19 protein-coding genes are annotated in these 20,696 nt (G+C 69.4%); 11 read left to right on the top strand and 8 right to left on the bottom strand.

Annotation, left to right across the window (positions count from 1 at the left end):
* The first annotated feature begins 48 nt into the window (after window positions 1-48).
* A complete protein-coding gene (locus tag SMA5143A_RS02085; protein WP_107461095.1) occupies window positions 49-648 on the top strand; it encodes a TetR-like C-terminal domain-containing protein in 600 nt (199 codons plus the stop codon).
* Window positions 649-809: 161 nt separating this feature from the next.
* Here SMA5143A_RS02085 and SMA5143A_RS02080 read toward each other — a convergent pair whose 3' ends face one another.
* Both SMA5143A_RS02080 and SMA5143A_RS02075 read right to left on the bottom strand, forming a co-directional pair.
* Window positions 810-2,570: a DUF2264 domain-containing protein gene (locus tag SMA5143A_RS02080; RefSeq protein WP_107461094.1), complete on the bottom strand. Its 1,761-nt coding sequence runs from the start codon at window positions 2,568-2,570 to the stop codon at window positions 810-812.
* Between the two features lie 76 nt (window positions 2,571-2,646).
* Window positions 2,647-3,729 carry a rhamnogalacturonan acetylesterase gene (locus tag SMA5143A_RS02075; RefSeq protein ID WP_107461093.1) on the bottom strand — a complete coding sequence of 361 codons (1,083 nt, stop codon included), beginning with the start codon at window positions 3,727-3,729 and terminating at the stop codon, window positions 2,647-2,649.
* 190 nt (window positions 3,730-3,919) lie between these two features.
* Between SMA5143A_RS02075 and SMA5143A_RS02070 the strand changes: the two genes are divergently transcribed.
* The 3 genes from SMA5143A_RS02070 to SMA5143A_RS02060 all read left to right on the top strand — a co-directional run bounded on the left by SMA5143A_RS02070 (window position 3,920) and on the right by SMA5143A_RS02060 (window position 7,535).
* Window positions 3,920-5,599 (top strand): rhamnogalacturonan lyase B N-terminal domain-containing protein, encoded by a 1,680-nt coding sequence (locus SMA5143A_RS02070; RefSeq protein ID WP_107461092.1) that lies wholly within the window; start codon window positions 3,920-3,922, stop codon window positions 5,597-5,599.
* A 357-nt stretch (window positions 5,600-5,956) separates the two neighbouring features.
* On the top strand, window positions 5,957-6,577 hold the full coding sequence (locus tag SMA5143A_RS02065; RefSeq protein WP_107461091.1) for a class I SAM-dependent methyltransferase: 621 nt from the start codon (window positions 5,957-5,959) through the stop codon (window positions 6,575-6,577).
* A 223-nt stretch (window positions 6,578-6,800) separates the two neighbouring features.
* On the top strand, window positions 6,801-7,535 hold the full coding sequence (locus tag SMA5143A_RS02060) for a dienelactone hydrolase family protein (protein ID WP_107461090.1): 735 nt from the start codon (window positions 6,801-6,803) through the stop codon (window positions 7,533-7,535).
* A 382-nt stretch (window positions 7,536-7,917) separates the two neighbouring features.
* Here the strand turns inward: SMA5143A_RS02060 and SMA5143A_RS02055 are convergent, their stop codons facing one another.
* Together SMA5143A_RS02055 and SMA5143A_RS02050 are read right to left on the bottom strand one after the other, a co-directional pair.
* Window positions 7,918-8,163, bottom strand: coding sequence for a DUF397 domain-containing protein (locus SMA5143A_RS02055; protein WP_107461089.1), 246 nt, complete (start codon window positions 8,161-8,163; stop codon window positions 7,918-7,920).
* The gene (locus tag SMA5143A_RS02050) at window positions 8,160-9,023 is read right to left on the bottom strand and encodes a DUF5753 domain-containing protein (protein WP_107461138.1); all 864 of its coding nucleotides are present in this window, start codon (window positions 9,021-9,023) and stop codon (window positions 8,160-8,162) included. The genes SMA5143A_RS02055 and SMA5143A_RS02050 overlap by 4 nt, the downstream gene beginning before the upstream one ends.
* 244 nt (window positions 9,024-9,267) lie before the next feature.
* On the opposite strand from SMA5143A_RS02050, the gene SMA5143A_RS02045 reads away from it, so the two are divergent.
* The 3 genes from SMA5143A_RS02045 (at window position 9,268) to SMA5143A_RS43660 (ending at window position 10,567) form a co-directional block, all read left to right on the top strand.
* The gene (locus SMA5143A_RS02045; protein WP_107461088.1) at window positions 9,268-9,717 is read left to right on the top strand and encodes an ATP-binding protein; all 450 of its coding nucleotides are present in this window, start codon (window positions 9,268-9,270) and stop codon (window positions 9,715-9,717) included.
* Window positions 9,714-10,178 (top strand): hypothetical protein, encoded by a 465-nt coding sequence (locus tag SMA5143A_RS02040; RefSeq protein ID WP_107461087.1) that lies wholly within the window; start codon window positions 9,714-9,716, stop codon window positions 10,176-10,178. The genes SMA5143A_RS02045 and SMA5143A_RS02040 overlap by 4 nt, the downstream gene beginning before the upstream one ends.
* Window positions 10,179-10,435: 257 nt before the next feature.
* Complete coding sequence (locus SMA5143A_RS43660) at window positions 10,436-10,567, top strand: hypothetical protein (RefSeq protein WP_258193223.1); 132 nt, start codon at window positions 10,436-10,438, stop codon at window positions 10,565-10,567.
* 7 nt (window positions 10,568-10,574) lie between these two features.
* On the opposite strand, the gene SMA5143A_RS02035 is transcribed toward SMA5143A_RS43660, so the two are convergent.
* On the bottom strand, window positions 10,575-11,987 hold the full coding sequence (locus tag SMA5143A_RS02035; RefSeq protein WP_107461086.1) for an RICIN domain-containing protein: 1,413 nt from the start codon (window positions 11,985-11,987) through the stop codon (window positions 10,575-10,577).
* 1 nt (window position 11,988) lies between these two features.
* Entirely contained in the window at window positions 11,989-13,107 is a 1,119-nt protein-coding gene (locus SMA5143A_RS02030) for a glycoside hydrolase family 43 protein (protein ID WP_107461085.1), read from the bottom strand.
* 614 nt (window positions 13,108-13,721) lie between these two features.
* On the opposite strand from SMA5143A_RS02030, the gene SMA5143A_RS02025 reads away from it, so the two are divergent.
* From SMA5143A_RS02025 to SMA5143A_RS02015, 3 genes are all read left to right on the top strand, one after another.
* Entirely contained in the window at window positions 13,722-15,029 is a 1,308-nt protein-coding gene (locus SMA5143A_RS02025; protein WP_181361680.1) for a glycosyltransferase, read from the top strand.
* 60 nt (window positions 15,030-15,089) lie between these two features.
* Entirely contained in the window at window positions 15,090-15,830 is a 741-nt protein-coding gene (locus SMA5143A_RS02020) for a PIG-L deacetylase family protein (protein ID WP_107461083.1), read from the top strand.
* A 112-nt stretch (window positions 15,831-15,942) separates the two neighbouring features.
* Window positions 15,943-18,057, top strand: coding sequence for an autotransporter (locus SMA5143A_RS02015; RefSeq protein ID WP_107461082.1), 2,115 nt, complete (start codon window positions 15,943-15,945; stop codon window positions 18,055-18,057).
* Between the two features lie 7 nt (window positions 18,058-18,064).
* Here SMA5143A_RS02015 and SMA5143A_RS02010 read toward each other — a convergent pair whose 3' ends face one another.
* A complete protein-coding gene (locus tag SMA5143A_RS02010) occupies window positions 18,065-18,469 on the bottom strand; it encodes a Rid family hydrolase (protein ID WP_107461081.1) in 405 nt (134 codons plus the stop codon).
* Between the two features lie 142 nt (window positions 18,470-18,611).
* Between SMA5143A_RS02010 and SMA5143A_RS02005 the strand changes: the two genes are divergently transcribed.
* Complete coding sequence (locus tag SMA5143A_RS02005; RefSeq protein WP_107461080.1) at window positions 18,612-19,163, top strand: GNAT family N-acetyltransferase; 552 nt, start codon at window positions 18,612-18,614, stop codon at window positions 19,161-19,163.
* Here SMA5143A_RS02005 and SMA5143A_RS02000 read toward each other — a convergent pair.
* Window positions 19,160-20,614, bottom strand: a complete 1,455-nt coding sequence (locus SMA5143A_RS02000) for an amino acid permease (protein WP_107461079.1) — start codon at window positions 20,612-20,614, stop codon at window positions 19,160-19,162. The genes SMA5143A_RS02005 and SMA5143A_RS02000 overlap by 4 nt on opposite strands.
* Between the last annotated feature and the right edge of the window lie 82 nt (window positions 20,615-20,696).

The following is a 20,696-nucleotide window of genomic DNA, read 5'->3' as shown; positions in this document are numbered from 1 at the left end:
AGGCTGTCCTCACACATCCCAGGCGCGTGGAACACGAGGTGGTCGCCCTTGCCCAGAACCGGTCTCACGGCCGAGCGGGTCGTCGCGGCGGCGGCCGACCTCGCGGACGAGGTCGGGTTCGAGAACGTGACGCTGTCGGCGCTCGCCCGGCGGTTCGGGGTGAAGGACGCGAGCCTGTACTCCCATGTCAGGAACCTCCAGGACCTGCGGACCCGGGTCGCGTTCCTGGCCGGCGGGGAGATGATCGAGCGGATCGCGGACGCGGTGGCCGGGCGGGCCGGCAAGGACGCGCTGGCCGCGTTCGCGGGGGCCTACCGGGCGTACGCCCTGGAGCGCCCCGGCCGGTACGCGGCCACCCAGGCCCGCATCGACCAGGACCTGGTGGCCGCCTCGCCCGCCTTCCGCCGCACCGCCGAGATCACCTACGGCATGCTCCGCGCCTACGGCCTGGAGGAGCCCGACCTCACCGACGCCGTACGCCTGCTGCGCAGCACCTTCCACGGCTACTGCGCCCTGGAGGCGGACGGCGGTTTCGGCGCGGCACGCGACGTACGGACGTCCTGGGACCGGGCGATCGAGGCCCTGCACGTCGCCCTGGAGAACTGGCCCCGGGAAGCGGCCGTGACGGGACCCGTACCGCCGTCGTGATACCGGCGCCCTTCCGGGCGCACCGCCGTCGCCGTGTCCCGCGCAGGCCGCGGGTCACCGCCGCACGGATGGCCGATGAGGTCCGGGCGTGGCGGCGGTCTGCCCTGTATGACCCGCATCATCGTCACCCCGCTCGGACAGGGAGACGAGCACGGACGACGTCACGTTGCGCGGGGCACACCCACCGGCTCCAGGTCCCCGGAGACGACAGCGCCGTCCGTCAGCCGGACCCGGACCTCCGGGCCGTCCGTCCACCGGACGTGCAGTTCGCCCGAGTCGGCGAGTCGCACGGACACCGTGTCCTCCAGTGGGGCCGGGGCCGGGTCGGCCGTCAGGCGGGCCAGGGCGACGAAGAGCGTGGCGTCGTCGGTGGTCTCGCCGGTGAGGGCCGACGCGCCGTCGCCGTCCTCGGCGTGCATGAGGCCGAGGGCCGGGCGGAGGTCGGTGCGGGCACCCTCGGTCGGCGCCCAGCCGGTCACCCGGACCGGCATGCCGGGCGCCGCCCCCACCACCAGGTGGGCCCTCACCTCCACCGCCCCTCGCGCGAGCACCAGGCTGGTCACCCGGACTCCCCCGGCCGCCGTGTGCCGGGACGCCGCCCAGCCCTCGCCCACGCCGAGCGGTTCGATCCCGGTCCGGCTCGCGTCGCCGTCGACGATCACGCTGTTGTCGTACGACGCCGGGGGCTGCGCCAGGGGCACGGGCACCGTCACCGTGGAGTACCCGAGTCGCGTGTAGTACGGGTCGTAGCGGACGTCCTCGCTGCCGTGGTTGTGGAGGCGGACCAGACCGTCCGAACGGGTCGACTGGAGCAGCCAGTTGGGCGGGCCGAGGGGCCGCAGTCCGTCGGCGCGCTCCACCGGCACCGCCTCCTCGGTGGCCGTCCACACCGGGTGGTCCGGCGGCAGCAGCAGACCGAGGAATCCCTTGCTCGCCCAGTACGGGGAGGCGGGGCCCGAGTAGCCCTGGAGGACGGCCGGGTCGGGGCCGTGCCAGCCCAGCGACAGCAGGCCCCGGTCGTCGACGGCGCCCCGGTCGAGGAAGTACTTCAGGGCGCCGGACGCCAGCCGGCGCGTCTCGCCCGGCCCGAGCGGTGTCCGCCCCGTCAGCGCGCCGAGCCAGAGCGGGACCGTGGTGGCGAAGCGGTAGGTCAGGGAGCGGCCCTGGTGCAGCGGGGCGCCGTCTGCGCCGAACAGGCGGGCGTAGTCGGCGAGGTGGGTCGCCAGACGGCCGCCGTACAGGTCCAGCAGGCGTTCGTCGCCGTCGAGCCAGGCGTGCAGCACCGGGTAGAGGTGCATCGCCCAGCCGTTGTAGTAGTCGAACTTGCGGCCATCGCCGTCGGTGTACCAGCCGTCGCCGAGGTACCACTGCTCGATACGGTCGAGCCGCTCCTCGATCACCCGGCGGGACCTCTCCGGTTCATGGCCGATCTCCGCGAGGAACCCGCCGACGGTCACCGGGAACAACTCCCAGTTGCAGGGCCAGGGTTCGGCGGTGAGCGCGTCGCCGAGCCAGGCCGCCGCGCGCTGGCGCACCCCGTCGTCGAGGCGGTCCCACAGCAGCGGCCGGGTCAGCCGGAGCGCGAGGGCGACGGACGCCGCCTCCACGAGCGGCTGCCCGCGGTCCTCGATCCGGGGCCACACCCCCGAGACACCGGCCGCGAGCCCGTCGGCGTAGCGGGCGAGGGCCTTCTCGTCCTTGCGGAACGCGGCGAGGAGCAGCGTACGGGCGTAGCCCTCCAGGCCGTCCGAGAGGTGGCCCGACCAACTCGTGCGGTCGCCGGGCAGGTCGTACAGGGCACCGTCGGCGGTCGCGTACGGCTCGACGGCGGCCAGCAGCGCGTCGGCGGCGGCCTCCCAGTGGGCGCGGGTGTAGCCGGTGTACGGGCTGAGGCTGCGGTCCTCGTCGGGCTGGGAGGGCATGGGCGCACGCTTCCTGGGTCGTCGCTGTCGGTTGGAACCTGGGACGCCCCGGTTCCGGTCGGGGCGCCCCAGGGGCTCATCCCATCCTGGTCCGCCCGGCGGGCACCAGCCCCAGGGCGACGAGTTCGTCGCGGACGAGGCCGGCGTACACGGTGGCGCCGTGGACGGAGGTGTGGGTGTTGTCGCGCTTCTCGTTGGAGAGGTAGAGCGCCTTGGAGGCTTCGGTGCCCAGGGACTCGACGAGGGCCTTCGTCCTCGCGGTGAGGTCGATCAGGGGCACGTCGTGGGCGGCGGCGACGGAGCGGACGACGGCCGGGTGGTCGACGCCGAGGCCGTTGACGAGGAGGGCCGTGTTGTTGTTGAGGGTGCCGTCCGCGTTGAACCAGCGGCGCACGATCGGGGTGACCAGGACCGGCCGGCCGCCCCGGTCGCGGACGCCCGCGACCAGGGTCTCCAGGTTGGCGCGGTAGGTGGCCTCGTCGGTCTGCTTGTCGTTGTGGGCCAGCTGGATCAGCACCAGGTCGCCGCGCCGGATCCGCGGCTGGACGGTGGCCCACAACCGCGCGTCGGCGAGGTAGGACACGGTGCTCTCGCCGGAGTCGGCGTGGTTGGCCACCGAGAGGCCCTTGCGGAGGTACTGCGGGAGCTGCTGGCCCCAGCCGGAGTACGGGTCGCCGGGCTGGTCGCAGACCGTGGAGTCGCCGACGAGGAAGATCTGCCGGGTCATGGGGGTCCCCCCTGCTCGAGCGGAGCCGAGAGCTCGGGGGAGGGCGGGGGTCACGCGGATGTCGGCCAGCGCGGGGGCCGAGCCGCCGATGACGAGGTCGAGGCCGGGGGTGCCGTCGGGGCCGGTGGGTTCGCCCTCGGGGGTGCGGACGTTCACGGTGAAGCTGCGGGAGACCGGTTCGCCTGCGGCGGTCGCCGTCTCGGGCAGGAGGGCGCGGCGGGTCTCGCCGGTGATCCTGGTGCTCGCGGCGCTGTCGCCACCGAGGCGGACGGTCACGTCGTAGGTGCCGGCGGGGACGTCGAAGTGGCAGGCGTTCGCGGCGCAGTTCTCCGGGCCCAGGGCGGGTCGGCCGTGGTGCGCCTGGGCCGGTGCGGCCGACAGGACGGTGCCCAGGGTCGCCGCCGTCAGCGCGGCGACGGTGAAACGTCTCATTGCGGCTCCTCGGGAGGGATGACAAGACCCGGCGGCTGGACCGTACCCCGTTCGGCAAGCGCTTTCTAGATGTCGACCCACTTTTACAGGATTGCCAACTCCCTTGCAGCGAAAGCCCTTTCGCGAAATCGATTCAACTGTCACTCTTCCGAATCACCCGCACTCCCCCCACCCTCCCGAGGAGGCCCCCATGTCCCAGGCCACCGACCAACAGGTCCTCGGCCGCCGTGGCTTCGTCCTCGGCACGGCCGCCGCCGCGGCCGGCGCGGCACTCGCCGGGCCGCTCGCCGGTACCGCCCGCGCCGCCGCGTTCGGCTGGAGCGACGACGGCACCCACTACGTCGTCGACACCGGCGCGAACCTCGTGTTCAAGGTCAGGAAGAGCAACGGCGACCTGGCCTCTCTCGTCTACCGGGGCACGGAGTACCAGGGCTACGGCGGCATGAACTCGCACATCGAGTCCGGCCTCGGCAGCTCCACGGTGACGATCCGTCAGTCCGGCTCCACGATCCTGGTCTCCGTCACCCACGGCACGCTGCGGCACTACTACGCGGCCCGCAGCGGCGAGAACCACATCTACGTGTGGACGAACAAGGCCGACACCTCGGTCTCGGCGACCCGCTTCATCCTGCGCGTCAAGGCCGGCCTGTTCCTCAACGACGCGCCCGACTCCTACACATACGCGCCGACCACCATCGAGGCGTCGGACGTGTTCAGGAAGTCCGACGGCCAGACCCGCTCGAAGCACTTCTCCAAGCTGCGGGTGATCGACTACGACTACGTCGGCTGGTCGGCGAACGGCGTCGGCCTGTGGATCGTGCGCTCCAACCACGAGAAGGCGTCCGGCGGCCCGTTCTACCGCTCGCTGCTGCGCCACCAGAGCGCGGACGGCGGCGGGCTGTACGAGATCCTCTACTACGGGCAGAACCAGACCGAGGAGCAGCGGTTCGGGCTCCAGGGCCCGTACGTCATCGCGTTCACGGACGGCGGGGCGCCCTCCTCGTCGCTGTTCCCGGGCACGCTGACCACCCCGTGGGCGGACTCGCTCGGCATCGCCGGGTACGTCGGCGCGGGCGGCCGGGGCCGGGTCACGGGCGTCGGCATCACCGGGCGGAACCCGTCGTACCCGTACACGGTCGGGCTCGCCAACTCGGCCGCGCAGTACTGGGGTTCCGCACGCTCGTCGGACGGCTACTTCACCATCACGGGTGTGCTGCCGGGGACGTACACGCTGACCGTCCACAAGAGCGAGCTGGCGGTGTACACGACCTCCGTGACGGTCACGGCAGGCGGCACGACGACGCTCAACACGATCGCCATCCCGTCGTCGAACGACCCGTCCAACGCGAGCGCGATCTGGCGGATCAACGACTGGAACGGCACGCCAAGCGGCTTCAAGAACGCGGACCTGATGACGTACGCGCACCCGTCGGACGTCCGGGCCGCCTCCTGGACCGGCAACGTGGTGATCGGCAGCGGCACCGAGACCTCCGCCTTCCCCTGTTACCTCTGGAAGGACGTGAACAGCGGCCTCCTCGTCTACTTCCGGCTGACCGCGGCCCAGGCCGCCGCCGCGCACACCCTGCGGATCGGCGTGACGACGGCCTACGCGAACGGCCGGCCGCAGATCGAGGTGAACGGCTGGACCTCGGCCATCCCCTCCCCGCCCACCCAGCCGAACACCCGCTCACTGACGAACGGCTCGTACCGGGGCAACAACCACACGTTCACCTACAGCGTGCCGGCGTCCGCCTGGCTGACGGACACGAGCCAGTACAACGTGCTGAAGATCAACGTGGTGAGCGGGTCGGGGACGACCTCCTATCTGAGTGCCGGGACGGCGATCGACGCGGTCGACCTGCTGAACTGACGTCTGGTCATGTCTCGCGCGTCCACTACTGGTTCGTGCCGCCGTTGCACGCGTACATGACTCGTCGGCGAAAGGCGGGGGCGGTGGCAGACTCTGCCACCGCCCCATCGGTTCGTCAGCCGCGCGTGAACGGCTGGGACGATGGCGTCTGCGTCAAGGCCAGGTGAAGTCGGGCAGAGCGCCGCGATGAGGCCCTACAAGGTTAGTGGTTGCTCTTTGTTCTGGAATGGGAGTGCGCGTGCTGCCAGGGCTTGTTGGACTGAGCGGATGAAGATCCTGTCTCGCTGCCCTGCTGGGAAGGGAAGCTGGGGAAAATCGTTCGCGGCCGCTCATTGTGGGTGGCTAACGTGCACTGGCGTGGGCATCAAGGATCCCAAAGAGCTGGTCCGGCGGGGGTACGACGCGCTCTCCCTCCGCTATGACCAAGCGTATGGCGCCGAGACGAAGTACCAGTCATGGATCAGGGAACTATCTGGTCGTATCCCTGCCGGAGGCACGGTGCTGGATCTCGGGTGCGGGAGCGGGGTTCCCGTCGCTCGCGCGTTGTCCGCCGCCGGTCACTATGTCACCGGTGTCGACATCAGCGATGTGCAGATCAGCAGAGCCCGGGAGCTCGTGCCACAGGCCGAGTTCCTCCGCGCCGATGCTACGGCCGTGGACTTCGCGCCGGCCTCCTTCAACGCGGTCGTCTCCTTTTACGCACTGATCCACATCCCGCTTGACGAACAGCTTCCGTTGCTGCGGAAGGTCGCCGGATGGCTGCGACCTGGCGGTTGGTTCCTGGGCACCACTGGCTATCGGGCCTGGACGGGTGTCGACGAGGACTGGCTGGGCGGCGGGACCGCTATGTGGTGGAGTCACGCGGACGCTGCAACGAACCGAGCATGGATCACTCAAGCTGGGCTGACTGTCGAGGAGGAGGAGTTCGTACCCGAAGGCGAGGGTGGGCACGCACTGTTCTGGGCTCGACGCCGCTGATGCCCCTCCCAATCGCTCGTTCGACTGTCTCACCTGACCTCTCGGGTCATGTCGTCTCCGCGACCTCTTAGAAGCTGACACGGATCGGTGACCCGCGGATCTTCTGAGCGCCGTACGGGCTGGTTCGGGCCCGCTGTTCATCGAGGCTCTTGCGCTGCTGCGCGGGCTCCGCCTCCGTCGTGTTGATCACAGGCTCTGCACATCAACCACGACAGGAGTATTCATGCCCACCAAGACGCTGCGGATTCCCACCACGGACGGCCAGGCCGACGCCTTCGCCGCCTTCCCCGACCACGGCGAGAGCCACCCAGGGGTGCTGATGTACGCGGACGGCTTCGGCATCCGGCCAGTGCTGCGGGGGATGGCCCGCGAACTGGCCGGGCACGGCTACTACGTGCTCGTCCCCAACTCCTTCTACCGCCACGGCCCGGCACCGCTGGTCGAGCTTCCCGAGCACATCGGAGAGGCGGTCCGGCCCGCGGTCTTCGCCCAGCTGATGCCCCTGATCGAGGCGCACACCGCCGAACGTGTCCTGAGCGACGCCGATGCCTACCTCAGGTTCCTCACCACCCAGCCCGAGGTCGGCGCCGGACCGGTCGCGGTGACCGGCTACTGCATAGGCGGCCTCTACGCGATGCGCACCGCCGCGGCCCATCCCGACCAGGTGGCGGCCGTCGCCGCGTTCCACGGCCCCGTGAGCGCCGACGGGCCCGACCTCTTCTCCAAGCTCACCGCCCAGGTCCACCTCGGCCACGCCGAAGGCGACATGACACATGAGGCCCTCGGCGAGCTCAACCAGGCATTGGATGCGGCAGGTGTCGGCTACACCTCCGAGATCTACCCCGGCACCATTCACGGCTTCACCATGTCCGACACCGACGCTTATAGCGCCTCCGGGCTGAAGCGCCACTGGGATCGCCTGCTCCCCCTCCTGGACCGCACCCTGTCCAACAGGTGAGGCTCCAGCCCGGAACCAAGCTTGAACGGCAGCGACCAGCAGACGGCATGGCGGGCCACACCGATGTCTCCAAGGCCGTGGCCCGCCTCTATCGCGAACGTGACTTCCGTAAAAGCCAGGCCGCTTGAGAAGCCCGAGCCTTCGCGGTCGCAAACGATCTGGCATCCCAGCTCGTCAACGGCCCACCACGTGAAAGCGGCAGTCCGACAGGACACTCGATCGGTTGATTGCGGCCGGTGCCGGGCATGGGAACAGGCCTTCTTGCTTGGCAGCTCGGAGGGCGTCTATGCCAACTCGCCTTCCGAGAGGCCCTGTTGTTGCAGGTGTATGCCAACGAGCAGGTGGAGTCCACTTCGGCCACTCTCGCGTGTGACTGTTTGGCTCACCGGTTCGAGACAACAGCTTCCCACTCAAGACAGCCGAACCGGCCCTCGGCCGCAGCGGAGACGAACGTGGAGAGCTGCCCGCGGTCCACCAACAGGGCCGGCCCGTGTGGCCTCTTGCTGTCCCGTATGGCCACCGTCTCGGCATCGACGATGCCGCACTCTACGCACTGCGCCCCCGTGTCACTGTACGAGGACTTCCACCACGTCACGGGGAGGGTGGACGCGTCGCCAACAGAGTTCATGCGGTCTTCCTTATTGTCGTGATCAATTCCGCCGACTCCTCGACCGAGAGCGCCGCAGATGTCAGCCGTTGCCAGGCGTCCCGGTGAGCGGCGACCCCGTCGCCGTCCTCGACGTACAGCGCCGAGGCCAACCCCTCGGTATGGACGACGTCGAGGTCAGCATGCGGGCCGAAACTCAGAATCGTGAAGCTGCCCAACTGGCCGACGTGAAGGGGTGCGTCCGAGGGGAGCACCTGAATGTTGACGTTCGGACGTTTCGCCATGGTGAGCAAGCGGCCCAGCTGCTCATTCATCAGGCCCTCAGTTTTCGATGAAGACCGTAGGGCACCCTCGGCGATGATCGCCCACAGCGTGAGAGGGTCCTCGCGGGTGAGAACTGCCTGACGAGCGAGGCGTACTTCGACCAAGGCATCGACCCGCGCCTCAACCGCCTCGGACATCGCCGTGGCCCGGATGATCTCGCGGGCGTACTCGGCTGTGTGCAACAGGCCGGGAATCGCCCCTAGTTGCCACGACGAGACCGATTCGGCCTCGGCCTCAAGACTGATCAGATCCTCGTACACAGGGTTGAGGACGCCCCGATACGAGTGCCACCAACCACGCTGCGCACCCTCTTTGGTGAGGGTGAGCAGCGCAGCCCGTAGTTCGTCGCTTACGTCCCTGCCCAGCTCGACGTACAGATCGAGCAGAGCATCGACGTCCTTCTCTTTCGCCGGGCTCTTGGCCGTCTCGATCCTCGACAACTTCGAGGAGACGAACCATCCTTCGGACTTCTCCGCGACCTCTTCGAGGGTGAGTTCACCCCGAAGTGCCTTCAACTTGGCACCGAGGCGTCGGCGGCGCACTGTAGGCGCACTCACGTTCGCTCCCTCCCCTTCGACGGTCCGCTCAACAGTCTGCCGTGGCCCCATATTCGCTGTCACCTGCACACTTAACACACCGCACTCCATCCCACCATCGTGTGCAATTTTCTATGGAATGGCGATATGGCTTGCACTGAAGAGAGTCGAGAGAGCAACCTGGTTGTGTCGGAATGCGAGTGCGACCGCAGACATGCCGCGAGAGGCGGAGTGTGCTGCGACGCTTACCCGTGAGGGGACGTGCATGATCGAACGACGGGCCACCGTGCCCGCCCGCTGCACACCAGCCGTCGGCCCGCCTTCCATCCTGTTACTGGACGGGGTGCCTCAATCCGCCAGACATGCCCGCGATTTCGTACGTGAGTTCATCGCGTACCACGTTCCGGGCGCACCCGAGGACCACGTCGAGAACGCCATCCTGGCCACCTCCGAAATGGTCACCAACGCCATCCGGTACGGCACCGAACCCGGCGACTCCCTTCGGGTGGAGATCCACGCCGACGACGTCCGGACGCGCATCGAGGTACATGACCCCGTTCGCCGCCGTCCCCGCTCCCGCCCCAAGTCCGACGAACGGGATCGCGGCCGGGGCTTGATCATCCTCGACGCCCTGTGCGGTCCCCACGGCACAGGGTGGGGAGTCAAGGACATCCCACTGGGCAAAGTCGTGTGGGCGGAGCTGAAGACGTCATGACCGTACACGTCACCAAGGCACCTCCTGGCGCGGGATTCGTCTCCGGCATCCGCCTCGCAACCGGCATCCACCAAACCGACGCGTTCACCGTGGCCAACCTGCTCGTGTTCCACTCGCCGCCCCGCCTGGCACACGAGTACGACGAGAGCATCCGCGAGGGCATGCGGTCCTTCGCCGCCGCGATGCACCTCGGTCCACACGACAACGAGCCGCCGTACATCGGTCACCGCATCCGGATACGGCGCGGTATGCCGTGGCTGGACAACGCCGACGACGAGTACCGCCTACGCGTACCCGCGGCGCGGTCGTGGGTCGACGGGGCCACACATGGCGGACCGATCCGCGTCCTGGTCCTATTCGACCCCCTCGCGCCCGGAGCCCACCAGCACCAGACCGCCGAGCACTTGCGCGACTGCTCCCAGCGCGGCGCGATGCGTTGGGGGACGACGTACCACATCTGACCGAACAGCGAACGGGTCGCCCCGGAGTGATGAAGACTCCGGGTCGACCCGCCGGATCGAGCCTGCAAGCCACCGTCCGGCACCGCGGAACTGATCCGCGCTGCGACGCCAGACGGCCCTGATCCCTCGCGGTGAGGGATCAGGGCCGATCTTTGCTGCCGGCTGGCCTCGCGATGTCCGCGCCGGTCACGCCGGCCGACCTGCTTTTCTGCTGGGGGTCCGGGGGTTATCCCCCGGGATAGCACAGTACCTACAGCGTGCCGGCGTCCGCCTGGCTGACGGACACGAGCCAGTACAACGTGCTGAGGATCAACGTGGTGAGCGGGTCGGGGACGACCTCCTATCTGAGTGCCGGGACGGCGATCGACGCGGTCGACCTGCTGAGCTGACCCCCGGTCATGTGCCGCGGGCCCACTGCTGGTTCGTGCCGCCGTTGCACGTGTACGTGATGATCGCGGCCGAGTCGGCGGTGGACCCGCCGTTCACGTCCAGGCACTCGCCGGTCGCGCGGGACTTGACGTTGACGTAGGAGCCGGTGGTGGTCAGGGACCACTGCTGGTTGTTCGCCGAGGAGTTGCAGTTCTCCTGGGTGACGGTGTTCGCGTTCTCCTGCACGCACAGGGAGCTGTGGCGGGTCACCAGTTGGTAGTAGCCGCCGCCGACGGACTTGAACCAGTACTTCTGGTTGGTGCCGCCGTTGCAGGCGTACTGCTTGAGCTGGGCGCCCGCCCACAGCGACTGGCTCGTCACGTCGGCGCACCTGGAGGAGTGCCGTGCGACCAGCGTGTTGTAGGTGGCGGCGGTGCCGCTGACCGTGCCGGCGGCCGTGTCGACGGTGATCTCCGGCGACCAGGACAGGGACATCGTGGTCGAGGTGGGGAAGGTCAGCGGCAGCCACACGTAGCGGGAGTCGTTGACCGTGCCGCCGAAGGAGTTGCCCCAGCGGTCCCCCATGTAGAGGTACGAGGTGGTCGACGCGCCCTGCACGGGCAGGACGTACGCGGTCTGCGAGCCGAAGGTCGTGGAGTCGCCGATGTTGGTCATGGCCGTCCACGGTCCGGCGATGCTGGTGGCGGTGGCGTACTGCTGCTGGTTAGGGTTCCAGCCGGTGGCCCCCGAGGTCAGCATGAAGTACACGCCGCCCCGCTTGAACAGGGCCGGGGCCTCACGGTGGCCGCCGTGCCAGGGGTCGGCGACGAGGGCGGCGACCTGTGTGTAGTCGGCGGTGAGCCGGTAGATCTGGAGGTCGTAGTTCTCGCGGGCCGCCGAGATCATGTAGCCGGCGCCGTCGGTGTCCACGAAGGTGGTGATGTCACGGGACATGTGCTGGCCGAGCGGGCGGAAGCTGCCCCGCCAGCTGTAGTCGCCGTCGACGGTGTCGGAGACGGCGACGGCGGCGCGGGCCTCGCTGTAGTCGACGCCGTTCTCCTTGTGCATCCACATCACGAACGTGCCGGTGGACGCGTTGTAGATCACCTTCGGCCGCTCGATGTTGGCGGTCGCCAGTTCCGGGTCGGTGGCCTGGGTGAGGACGTTGTTGCGGAACTCCCAGTTCTTCAGGTCCGTCGAGCGGTACGCCGACACGTACTTGAAGGTGTTGTCGGGGTTCCGGTGCTCACCGAACCAGTAGTAGTACGAGCCGACCTTGAGGACCCCGCCGCCGTGCGCGTGCACGGGGTTGCCGCCGCCGTCGGTGAACTGGACGCCGTTGGGCACGGTCTGGGGTGCCGCCTGGGCCGGGCCCGCGGTGGCCAGGGCGCCGGCCAGCGCGAGACAGAGTGCCAGGAGGATCGCGTACGCACGTCTCATCTCAGCTCTCCTTCCGGGAACCCGGGGTGGGGGTGTCGGCGACGGGGACGCCGAAGTCGGGGGCGCCGTCGGGCTTCCAGCCGAGGCGCTGCACACGGGTGTGGCGGTTGGGGTCGTTCAGCGGGTCGCCGACGATGTCCTTGTACTGGCGGGCGTGGTAGACGAGGACGTCGGTACGGCCGTCCTCGGCGACGGTGAAGCTGTTGTGGCCCGGCCCGTACTGCCGGGTGGTGTCGTTGCTGGTGAAGACCGGCGTCCGCGACTTCGACCAGTTGGCGGGGTTCATCAGGTCGGCGTCCTCGTCGACCGTCAGCAGGCCCATGCAGTAGTTGAAGTCGGTGGCGCTCGCCGAGTACGACATGAACAGGCGGCCGTTGCGCCGGATGACCGACGGGCCCTCGTTGACCTTGAAGCCGATGACCTCCCAGGGCAGCTCCGGGGTGGAGAGCCGGACCTGGGGTCCGGTCAGGGTCAGCGGGTCGGCCATCCTCGACAGCCAGAGCGCGGTGTTGTTGTCCATGCCGGGCTCGTGCTGCGCCCAGGCCAGATAGCGGGTGCCGCGGTGGGTGAAGGTGGTGGCGTCGAGGGAGAACGTCTCCCAGGCGGTCTTCAGTTGGCCGCGCTCGACCCAGGTGCCCTTGAACGGATCGCGGTGCGCGTTCTCGAGGACCCAGATCCGGATGGCCCAGATGTCCTCGGCGGGCGCGGAGGCGAAGTAGATGTACCACTTGCCGTCGATGTGGTGGATCTCCGGTGCCCAGATGTGGGCGCCCATGGCACCGGTGGCGTGCTTGCGCCAGATCACCGACTCGGACGCCGTCGACAGACCGCGCAGCGTGCGGGATCCGCGCAGGATGATCCGGTCGTACTCGGGGGCGGTGGCCGTGAAGTAGTAGAAGCCGTCGCGGTGGCGGTGGATGTGCGGGTCCGCCCGGTTGCGGACCAGCGGGTTGACGTACGGGGCGGCGGTACCCGGTCCCGCCGGGGAAGCGGCCGGCCCGCCGGTCGCCGCGTGGGCGGCACCGGCACCGGGCAGCGCGGTGAGGGCGCCCGCGGCCAGGGCGCCCTTCAACAGCTGCCTGCGGTCGGGGGGTTGGGGCAAGGCGTTGTCGCGGCTCATGCGGTCTGCCTCTCTGAAGGTTCCGCGTGTGGGGGTCGTGGGGGTGTGGGGGTCGTAGGGGTGGGGGTCATGTGGGGGCGCCGGAGCGTACGAGGCGGCACAAAAAGAAACAGAATCGTTCGGCATATCGCACAAGATCAGTCACTCCGAACGGCGAAAAGGTAAGGGTGCGCTACGAACAGGTCAACGGGTCGCGCACAACGAGCACATCCTGAGCGCGACCGACCCTGAGGCCCACAGGCCCGGATTTCGGCCCGAAGAAGCGGCATCCACGCCGCATGGAACCGCCGACGAAATAGCCCCGGCCATGGTGAATTCAAGCCATCGCGCGAGCAATGGAACGGCGCGCCACCCCGGTGCGGGCAACATCGCTCACCACCATGACCGAGGGGAAATTAGGCGATTCCCTATTTTCAGTCGGCCCAGCGGTCTGCTTCTCTTCGAAGCCATCGGCCCACTGCCAAATGCCCTACGGGTCAGCCCGGCGGAGAAGTTGTCCAGAAGGAGAGCCAAGCGTGATCATATCGCCCGCATCAGGGTCGTCCCGGGTGAATCCGGCGGTTGGGAAAGGGATTTCAGCTCCTTCAGGTCCCATCAGAATCCCGGTGCGCGCCATGCCCCTTTCCCGTCTGACGCCCGTCGTGGGAGCCGAACGGGTCAAGGAGGTGGGGGACATGCTGCGCACGGCTCGCCATCACCTCGACGGACGTCAGGTGTGCCATGTCAGCGACACCCACACCAGGGGCGGTGTCGCCGAGCTGCTCCACAACTCCCTGCCCTATCTGTCCGGGGCCGACATCTCCACCCAGTGGTTCACCCTCGGCGCCTCGCCGGAATTCCGGGCTTTGTCCAAGGAAATCTATTACCTCCTGTGTGGAGTACCACGGCCGGCCCGCAGTACGAAGACCGCCAAAGCACTCGAACTCAGCCGGAACTTATACGAGCGTGTATCCCGTACCACGGCCGCACACATCGCCAGGTCGGTGGACAGGCGCGGCATCGTCGTCCTGCACGACCATCACACCGCGGGTTTGATCCCGCACTTGGCGGACGCCGGATGCACCGTTCTGTGGCGGGCTCACATCGGCCCTCCGCTCCGATCGGACCTGGCCGAACAGGGGTGGGCGTTCCTGCGCCGTTATCTGGGTGCCGCGCACGGCTACATCACCTCCTGCGACGAGGTACTGCCACAGGGCCTGGACGGCCCCCACCACCTCGTCACCCCCTCCATCAACCCCCTGTCCCCGAAGAACCGGCCGCTGGACAACACCGCAGACCCCTCCCGGCTTCTGTCAGGGATCGTCCCCGCCTTGCGGCAGGTTCCGGTGATCACCCAGGTGAGCCGGTGGGACCGGGCCAAGGACATACCCGGGGTGATCTCCGCCTTCGTCCAGCACGTCGATCCCCTTCATGGAGCGCACCTCCTTCTGGTCGGTCCGCAGATCGGGCAGGACCGCGAGGCGGCCGAGGTCTTCGAGGAGTGCCGGGCGCGAACGGCGAGCCTGGGGAGCATGCGTGAACGGGTGCATCTGGTGCGTGTGCCGACGGAGCTCCCGGACAGGCACGCACTGCTGATCAACGCCGTACAACGGCGCTCCACCGTGGTGGTCCAGAAATCGCTCGCCGAGGGCTTCGGCCTCACCGTGTCGGAGGCCGCCTGGAAGGGCCGTCCTGTGGTGGCGTCCCCCGTCGGCGGCCTGCGGCAGCAGGTCGAGGACGGCAAGACCGGCATGCTGCTGGCGCACGCGTATGACGCGCAGGGCTTCGGCACCGCGATCAACAGCCTGCTCGCCGACCCCTCGCTCGCCGAGGGACTGGGCGCGAACGGACGCCGACGGGTCCTGCGCCATTTCCTGACCGACAGCAGCCTGGCCCAGTTCTCGCGCGTCCTGGTGGATGCCTCCGCACGCACGGACAGGTGACCACCGACAAAGACACCGACACCGACACCGACAGCGACACCGACACCGACAAGGAGGCCCATGCTCAAGGTACTTGCAGTCGGCGCCCATCCCGATGACATCGAGCTGTTCTGCGCCGGAACGCTCGCCCACTACGTGCACCAAGCGGCCGCCGTCACGCTGTGCGTGCTCACAGACGGGTCGCTCGGCTCCCGTACGATGCGGCCGGAGCGGACCGCGTCGGTGCGTGAGGCCGAAGCCCGGCGAGCGGCCGACGTCCTCGGTGCCGGGTTGCTGTGGCTGGGGCTGCCCGACGGGTTCCTCTACGACACCAGGGAAACCCGGGAACAGGTCGTGGACGTCCTGCGCCAGGCCCAGCCGGATGTGATCTTCGCCCCCCACCCCGACGACTACCACCCGGACCACCGGGCAGCCGCCGCGCTGGTGACCGCCGCGCGGCTACTGGCTCGGGAACCGGCCGTCGTGACGGCTCACCCGGCTACGGACCGGGTGCCCTCGTTGTTCTACGCGGACACCCTTCTCGGGGCGGGCGCGGGCACCCCGGACGTCCGGGTCGACATCACGGCCACCATGTCCGTCAAGGAGGCGATGCTCGCCGAGCACGTGAGCCAGAACGACTCCCGGAGGCAGCGCAAGGGCAGTGACTTCGTCGATCTCACCCGGCAGCAGGCGGAGCGCCGCGGCCATGAGGCCGGAGTCCGTTACGCGGAAGTCTTCACATGCGTCCGCACCCATCCCGTCACCTCCCCGGGCGATCTGACACCGCCGGGCACCGGCCTGACCCTGCCTCTGTGTCCCTGAGGCCGTGGCAACGGGGGCACCGTGGTCCGGCGGATCCACCCCGTCCGCCGGACCGCGAGGGTTCGGGGGAGATTTTCTGTTATCGGGTGGCGTCCCCACCGTCTCCCAAGGCGTGCGCAGCCATATCCACAAGACAGCGGCAACCGCCGGAGCCCTGGCGGTCACCGCCCTGATGCTCGGTGCCCCGACCGCGACCGCCGCCCCCCGTGACGCGACCGCCGACGTACTGGCGGGCCGGGACGTCCGGCTCGACGGCGACACGGTCGTGACCGTGCCGCCGGGGAAGACGACCTACGACGGCACCTTCAGCGGGACCGGGACACTGACCGTGCGGGGCACCGGGACCCTGATCCTCACCAGGGACAGCGGGTTCACCCTGCCCAAGGCCCGGCAGCGGCAGGTCGTGAAGACGCTCGGCGGCAACCACCCGTACGTCACCGTGACGAACCCGGACCCGCCTGCCGTGACCGTCGCGAGGGGCGCGACCCTCCAGTACGGGAACGGCGGCCGGACCGGGCTGATCGGGAACTTCCCGTACAACACCCCGGCGTTCCGGCTCAACCAGGACAACATCAGGGTCGACGGCACCCTGCGGCTGGCGCTGAAGGACGTCCAGTACAACCTGGGCACCATCAGCGGCTCCGGGTTGATCAGTCAGCCGAGGTTCCTGTGGGCGACCTGGGACCTGTCGGGCACCCACCCGTTCACCGGTGTCATCGACAACGGGACACAGCTCAACGCGGGCGCGCCGGAGTACGCGACCTCGCTGCCCGGCGTACGCAAGATCCTCAACCAGGGCACCTGGACCGTGGACACGCCCCTGGGGCAGACCGTCACCCAGGGCATGGACTTCTACCAGCGCGAGTACGGCAGCGACATCAACGTCCAGTCCCGGCCCGGCAGCAAGGTGATCCTCACGGGCCAGTACAGCTGGTCGAACCAGGGCGGGGACACCAATCCCTCACTCAGCGACCCCGCCCTGAACTGGACGCCCGCGCGGAAGAACGTCAACAAGCGCGGCACCAACATCAAGGGCGCGAACGTCCAGTGGGGCGACGGCACCACGAACAAGATCTTCATGCCGGGCACCGCCGAGACGGTCTACATCAACCTCCTGGCCGCCCGCTCCCGTTCGCTGCTGACCTTCGACTACAACGGCCCGGTCACCCTGGGCGCCCCCATCGGCGGCGGCAGGTTCCACGACACCCTGTCCGCGCCCGGCGCCGGGGACATCGTCATCAAGGGCACGAAGGGCAACGACGTCACCTTCGCCGCCGTCCAGTACTACAACGGCTCGACGACGGTCCAGAAGAACGCGGTGCTGCGGCTGGGCAGTGGAAAGCGGGGCGGAGACGGCGGGCTGTACACGAAGGGCGACCTGTACAAGGTCGTCAACGACGGCACGCTGGTCGTCCGCAACGTCACCAAGCCGGTGTCGCTGTCCAGGATCAGCGGCAGCGGCTCGTTCACCCAGTCCGGCGCCGCGACGACGACGCTGACGGGCAGCGGGGTGACGTACACCGGGCTGACGACCGTCACCAAGGGCACGCTCGCGCTCCGCTCGGGGGCGACCCTGGCGCGCAGCGAGGGGATCCGGCTCACCACGGCGGGCGCGAGGCTCGACGTGGGCACGGCCGGGCTGACGGTGAACCGCTCCCTCTCCGGCAAGGGCACGGTGCGGGGCTCCGTGACCAACGCCGGTGCGGTCGTGGCGGGCCTGCGGGTGACCGGCGGCTACACCCAGACCGGGCGGGGCCGGCTGGTGCTGCGCGAGCGGCCGTTGAAGGTGTCCGGGGCGGTACGGCTGGCGGGCGGGCTGGACTTCGCGGCCCTCGGCGCCGTCGGCGGCCCCGGCGAGAAGGTCACCGTGATCGACCACACCGGCAAGGGCGGCGTCACCGGTACGTTCAAGGGGCTGCGCGAGGGCGCGAAGGTGAAGCTGGCCGACAGCACCTACCGGATCAGCTACCGGGGCGGCGACGGCAACGACGTCGTCCTGACGGCGGCGAAGGCGGCCGCGTCGCCCAAGACCAGGTCCGCGGCGGACGCCGGGACGGACCCCCGGGGCCCCGACACCCTGAACACGAGCGCCTCGGCCGACAGCGGCTTCGGCTGGTGGCCGTACGCCCTGGCCGTGGGACTGCTCTGCGGCCTCGCCGTACCGATGAGCAGGCGCCGCGGCAGGAACCGCCGACGGGGAGGCGGCCGCCACGCGGCGACGGGGTGAGCTTGGCCTACGGCTGCACGTCGAGACGCACGAGCGCGCCGATCTCCACGAGCTGCTCCGGCAGCGCCAGGTCGGCGACGCCCATGACCGTGCTGGTGGGCCGGTGCCCCCCGAAGTACTCGGCGTGCAGCCGCGCCGTGGTGTCGAAGTTCTCCCGCAGGTTCCTCACCAGCACCGTGGTCTCCACGATCTGGCTCCGCTCGGCCCCGAACCGCTTCAGTACCAGGTCGAGGTTTTCCAGCGTGGTGCGGACCTGCCGTGCGAAGTCGTCCGCACCCACGAAGGTCCCGTCACGGTCGTGGGACAGCTGCCCCGACACGTACACCGTGTCACCGACCCGCAGGGCCTGGCTGTACCCGTACAACGCCTCCCACGGCATGCCGAAACCGAACGCCTTGGCCTGAGAACCCATGGCTCACTCCCTGGTGTGGTGCGCGGGCCCGTCGGGTGCGGACCGGCCCCTTGACGGCTGAAGTTATCGTTCCGTCCGGACGACGCTTGCCCGGGAGCGAAGGAGAAGTGTTCTCCGCGTGCACAGTTGGCAGGATCGGTCCATGAGTGAGCAGTCGGTGACCCTGACCCGGATCACGCCGGCGGACTGGCAGGCCGTCCACACGTGGGCCCGCCTGCCGGAGGTGTGCCGTTTCCAGCCCTGGGGCCCCAACACGGAGGACCAGACGCGCGACTTCGTGACGGCCGCCGCCGAGGCCTGGTCGAGCACGCCCCAGCTCAGGTTCGCCCATGTGGCGCGCCTGGGTGACGACGTCGTGGGGATGGGCGAGTTGCAGGTCCGCAGCCGCGCGCACGGCCAGGGCGAGATCTCCTACGTCGTGCATCCACGGGTATGGGGCAGGGGCATCGGCACGCGGATCGGCCGCCGACTTCTCGCGTACGGGTTCGCCGAGTTGGGCCTGCACCGGATCCACGCCACCTGCGACCCGCGGAACACCGGCTCGTCCCGCGTGCTGAACAAGCTCGGCATGACCTACGAGGGCCACCTGCGCCACACCGCGCGGATCCGGGACGGCTGGCGGGACTCCCTGGTGTTCAGCGTGCTCGAAGAGGAATGGAGCGCGCGGAACGGGGCCGCCCGGACACAGCACTAGGGGGTGGTGTCCGCGTCCTCCGGCGTCTCCTGTCGTCCCCGCAGCCACACGTAGACCGGGATGCCCGCGAAGAGGAACAGGGCGCCCTGGTAGACGGCCGCGTAGCCGGCGCCGGCGATCAGCCAGAAGGAGAAGGCGAAGGAGAGACCCGCGACGATCAGGTCGCGGACCAGCCCGGCCGGGCGCACGCGCTCCCGGGTGCCCCGGGCCAGCCAGTACAGCTGGGCGGCGGCCGACAGCAGGTACGGGACGCAGCCGGTGAACGTGGTGATGAGGACGAGCACACGGAACGCGGTGTCCGGGTCGTCCGCGTAGTTCACGACGATGAGGATCGTGCCGAGCACCGCGGTGGCGAGGACGCCGAAGCCGGGCACCCCGCCCTTGCCGAGCCGGGCGAACGGCTTCGGGAAGAGACCGTCGCGGGCGGCGGCGTACGGCATCTGCGCGCTCAGCAGGATCCAGCCGTTGAGGCAGCCGACGATCGAGGCGACGGCGACCAGCGCGATCACGGTGCCGCCCCAGCCGCCGCCCGCGATCGAGTCCACGGCGTCCGCGAACGGGGCGCCCGACTCGACGAGCTCCTTGTGCGGGACGAGACCGAAGACGGCGACCGTACCGAGGATGTAGACCACCGCGGAGGCGACGGTGCCGAGGACACTGGCGCGTCCCACGGTGCGCTCGGGGTCGCGGACCTCGCCGGCGCTCACGGCGGCCGACTCCACGCCGAGGAAGCTGTAGAGGAGCAGGGCGGCGGAGGCGGCGATCGCGCCGGGGACGCTCTCCCCGGAGGCGTTGAACGGGCCGTAGTTGTCGGTGTCGATGAAGAACAGACCGATCGTGGCGACCAGCAGCAGCGGCACGAACTTCAGGACGGTCGAGACGAGCTGCACCGCGCCGACGTAGCGGGTGCCCGCGAAGTTCGCGGCGGCCGGCAGCCACAGCGCGGCCAGCGCCACCACCGCGAGGACGACCTTCCCGTCGCCCAGGGGTATCAGCACGTCGACGTAGCCGACGACACCGACGGCGAGGGCCGCGATGCTGACCCAGCACATCGTCCAGTACGACCACGCCGACAGGAAGCCCGCGAAGGGGCCGAAGGCGTCGCGCGGGTAGACGTAGAGACCACCGGTGACCGGGCTGCGCCTGGCCAGCTTCCCGAACAGCAGGGCCAGCAGCACGGCCGCCACGGAGAGGACGACGAACGCGACCAGGCTCACCGTGCCGTACGGGGCGACGGCGGCGGGGAGCGTGAAGATGCCGCCGCCGATGATGTTGCCCATGACGAGGGCGGTGGCCGCGGTGAGACCGAACTTGCGGCCTGCGGGTGCGAGGGCGGCGGCCGGGGCGGCAGCGGGGTCGGCGGCGTGGGCGGCGCTGGAGTCGGCCGCTTCGGGCCCGACGGCCGGCGACGGTTCGGGCTCTGCGGCCTCGGGGGTGCTCGTGGTGCTCATGGCGGTTCCCTGGGGATGGGGAGGGGTGGGACGGGGAGGGCCGTGATCGTATCCCGGCGTTCCACATGGTGGTCAATCTGTT

Source organism: Streptomyces sp. MA5143a (genome assembly GCF_900290235.1).
GTDB lineage: Bacteria > Actinomycetota > Actinomycetes > Streptomycetales > Streptomycetaceae > Streptomyces.
Note: the sequence above shows the minus strand (reverse complement) of the source record. Positions and strands in the feature narration are given on the sequence as shown.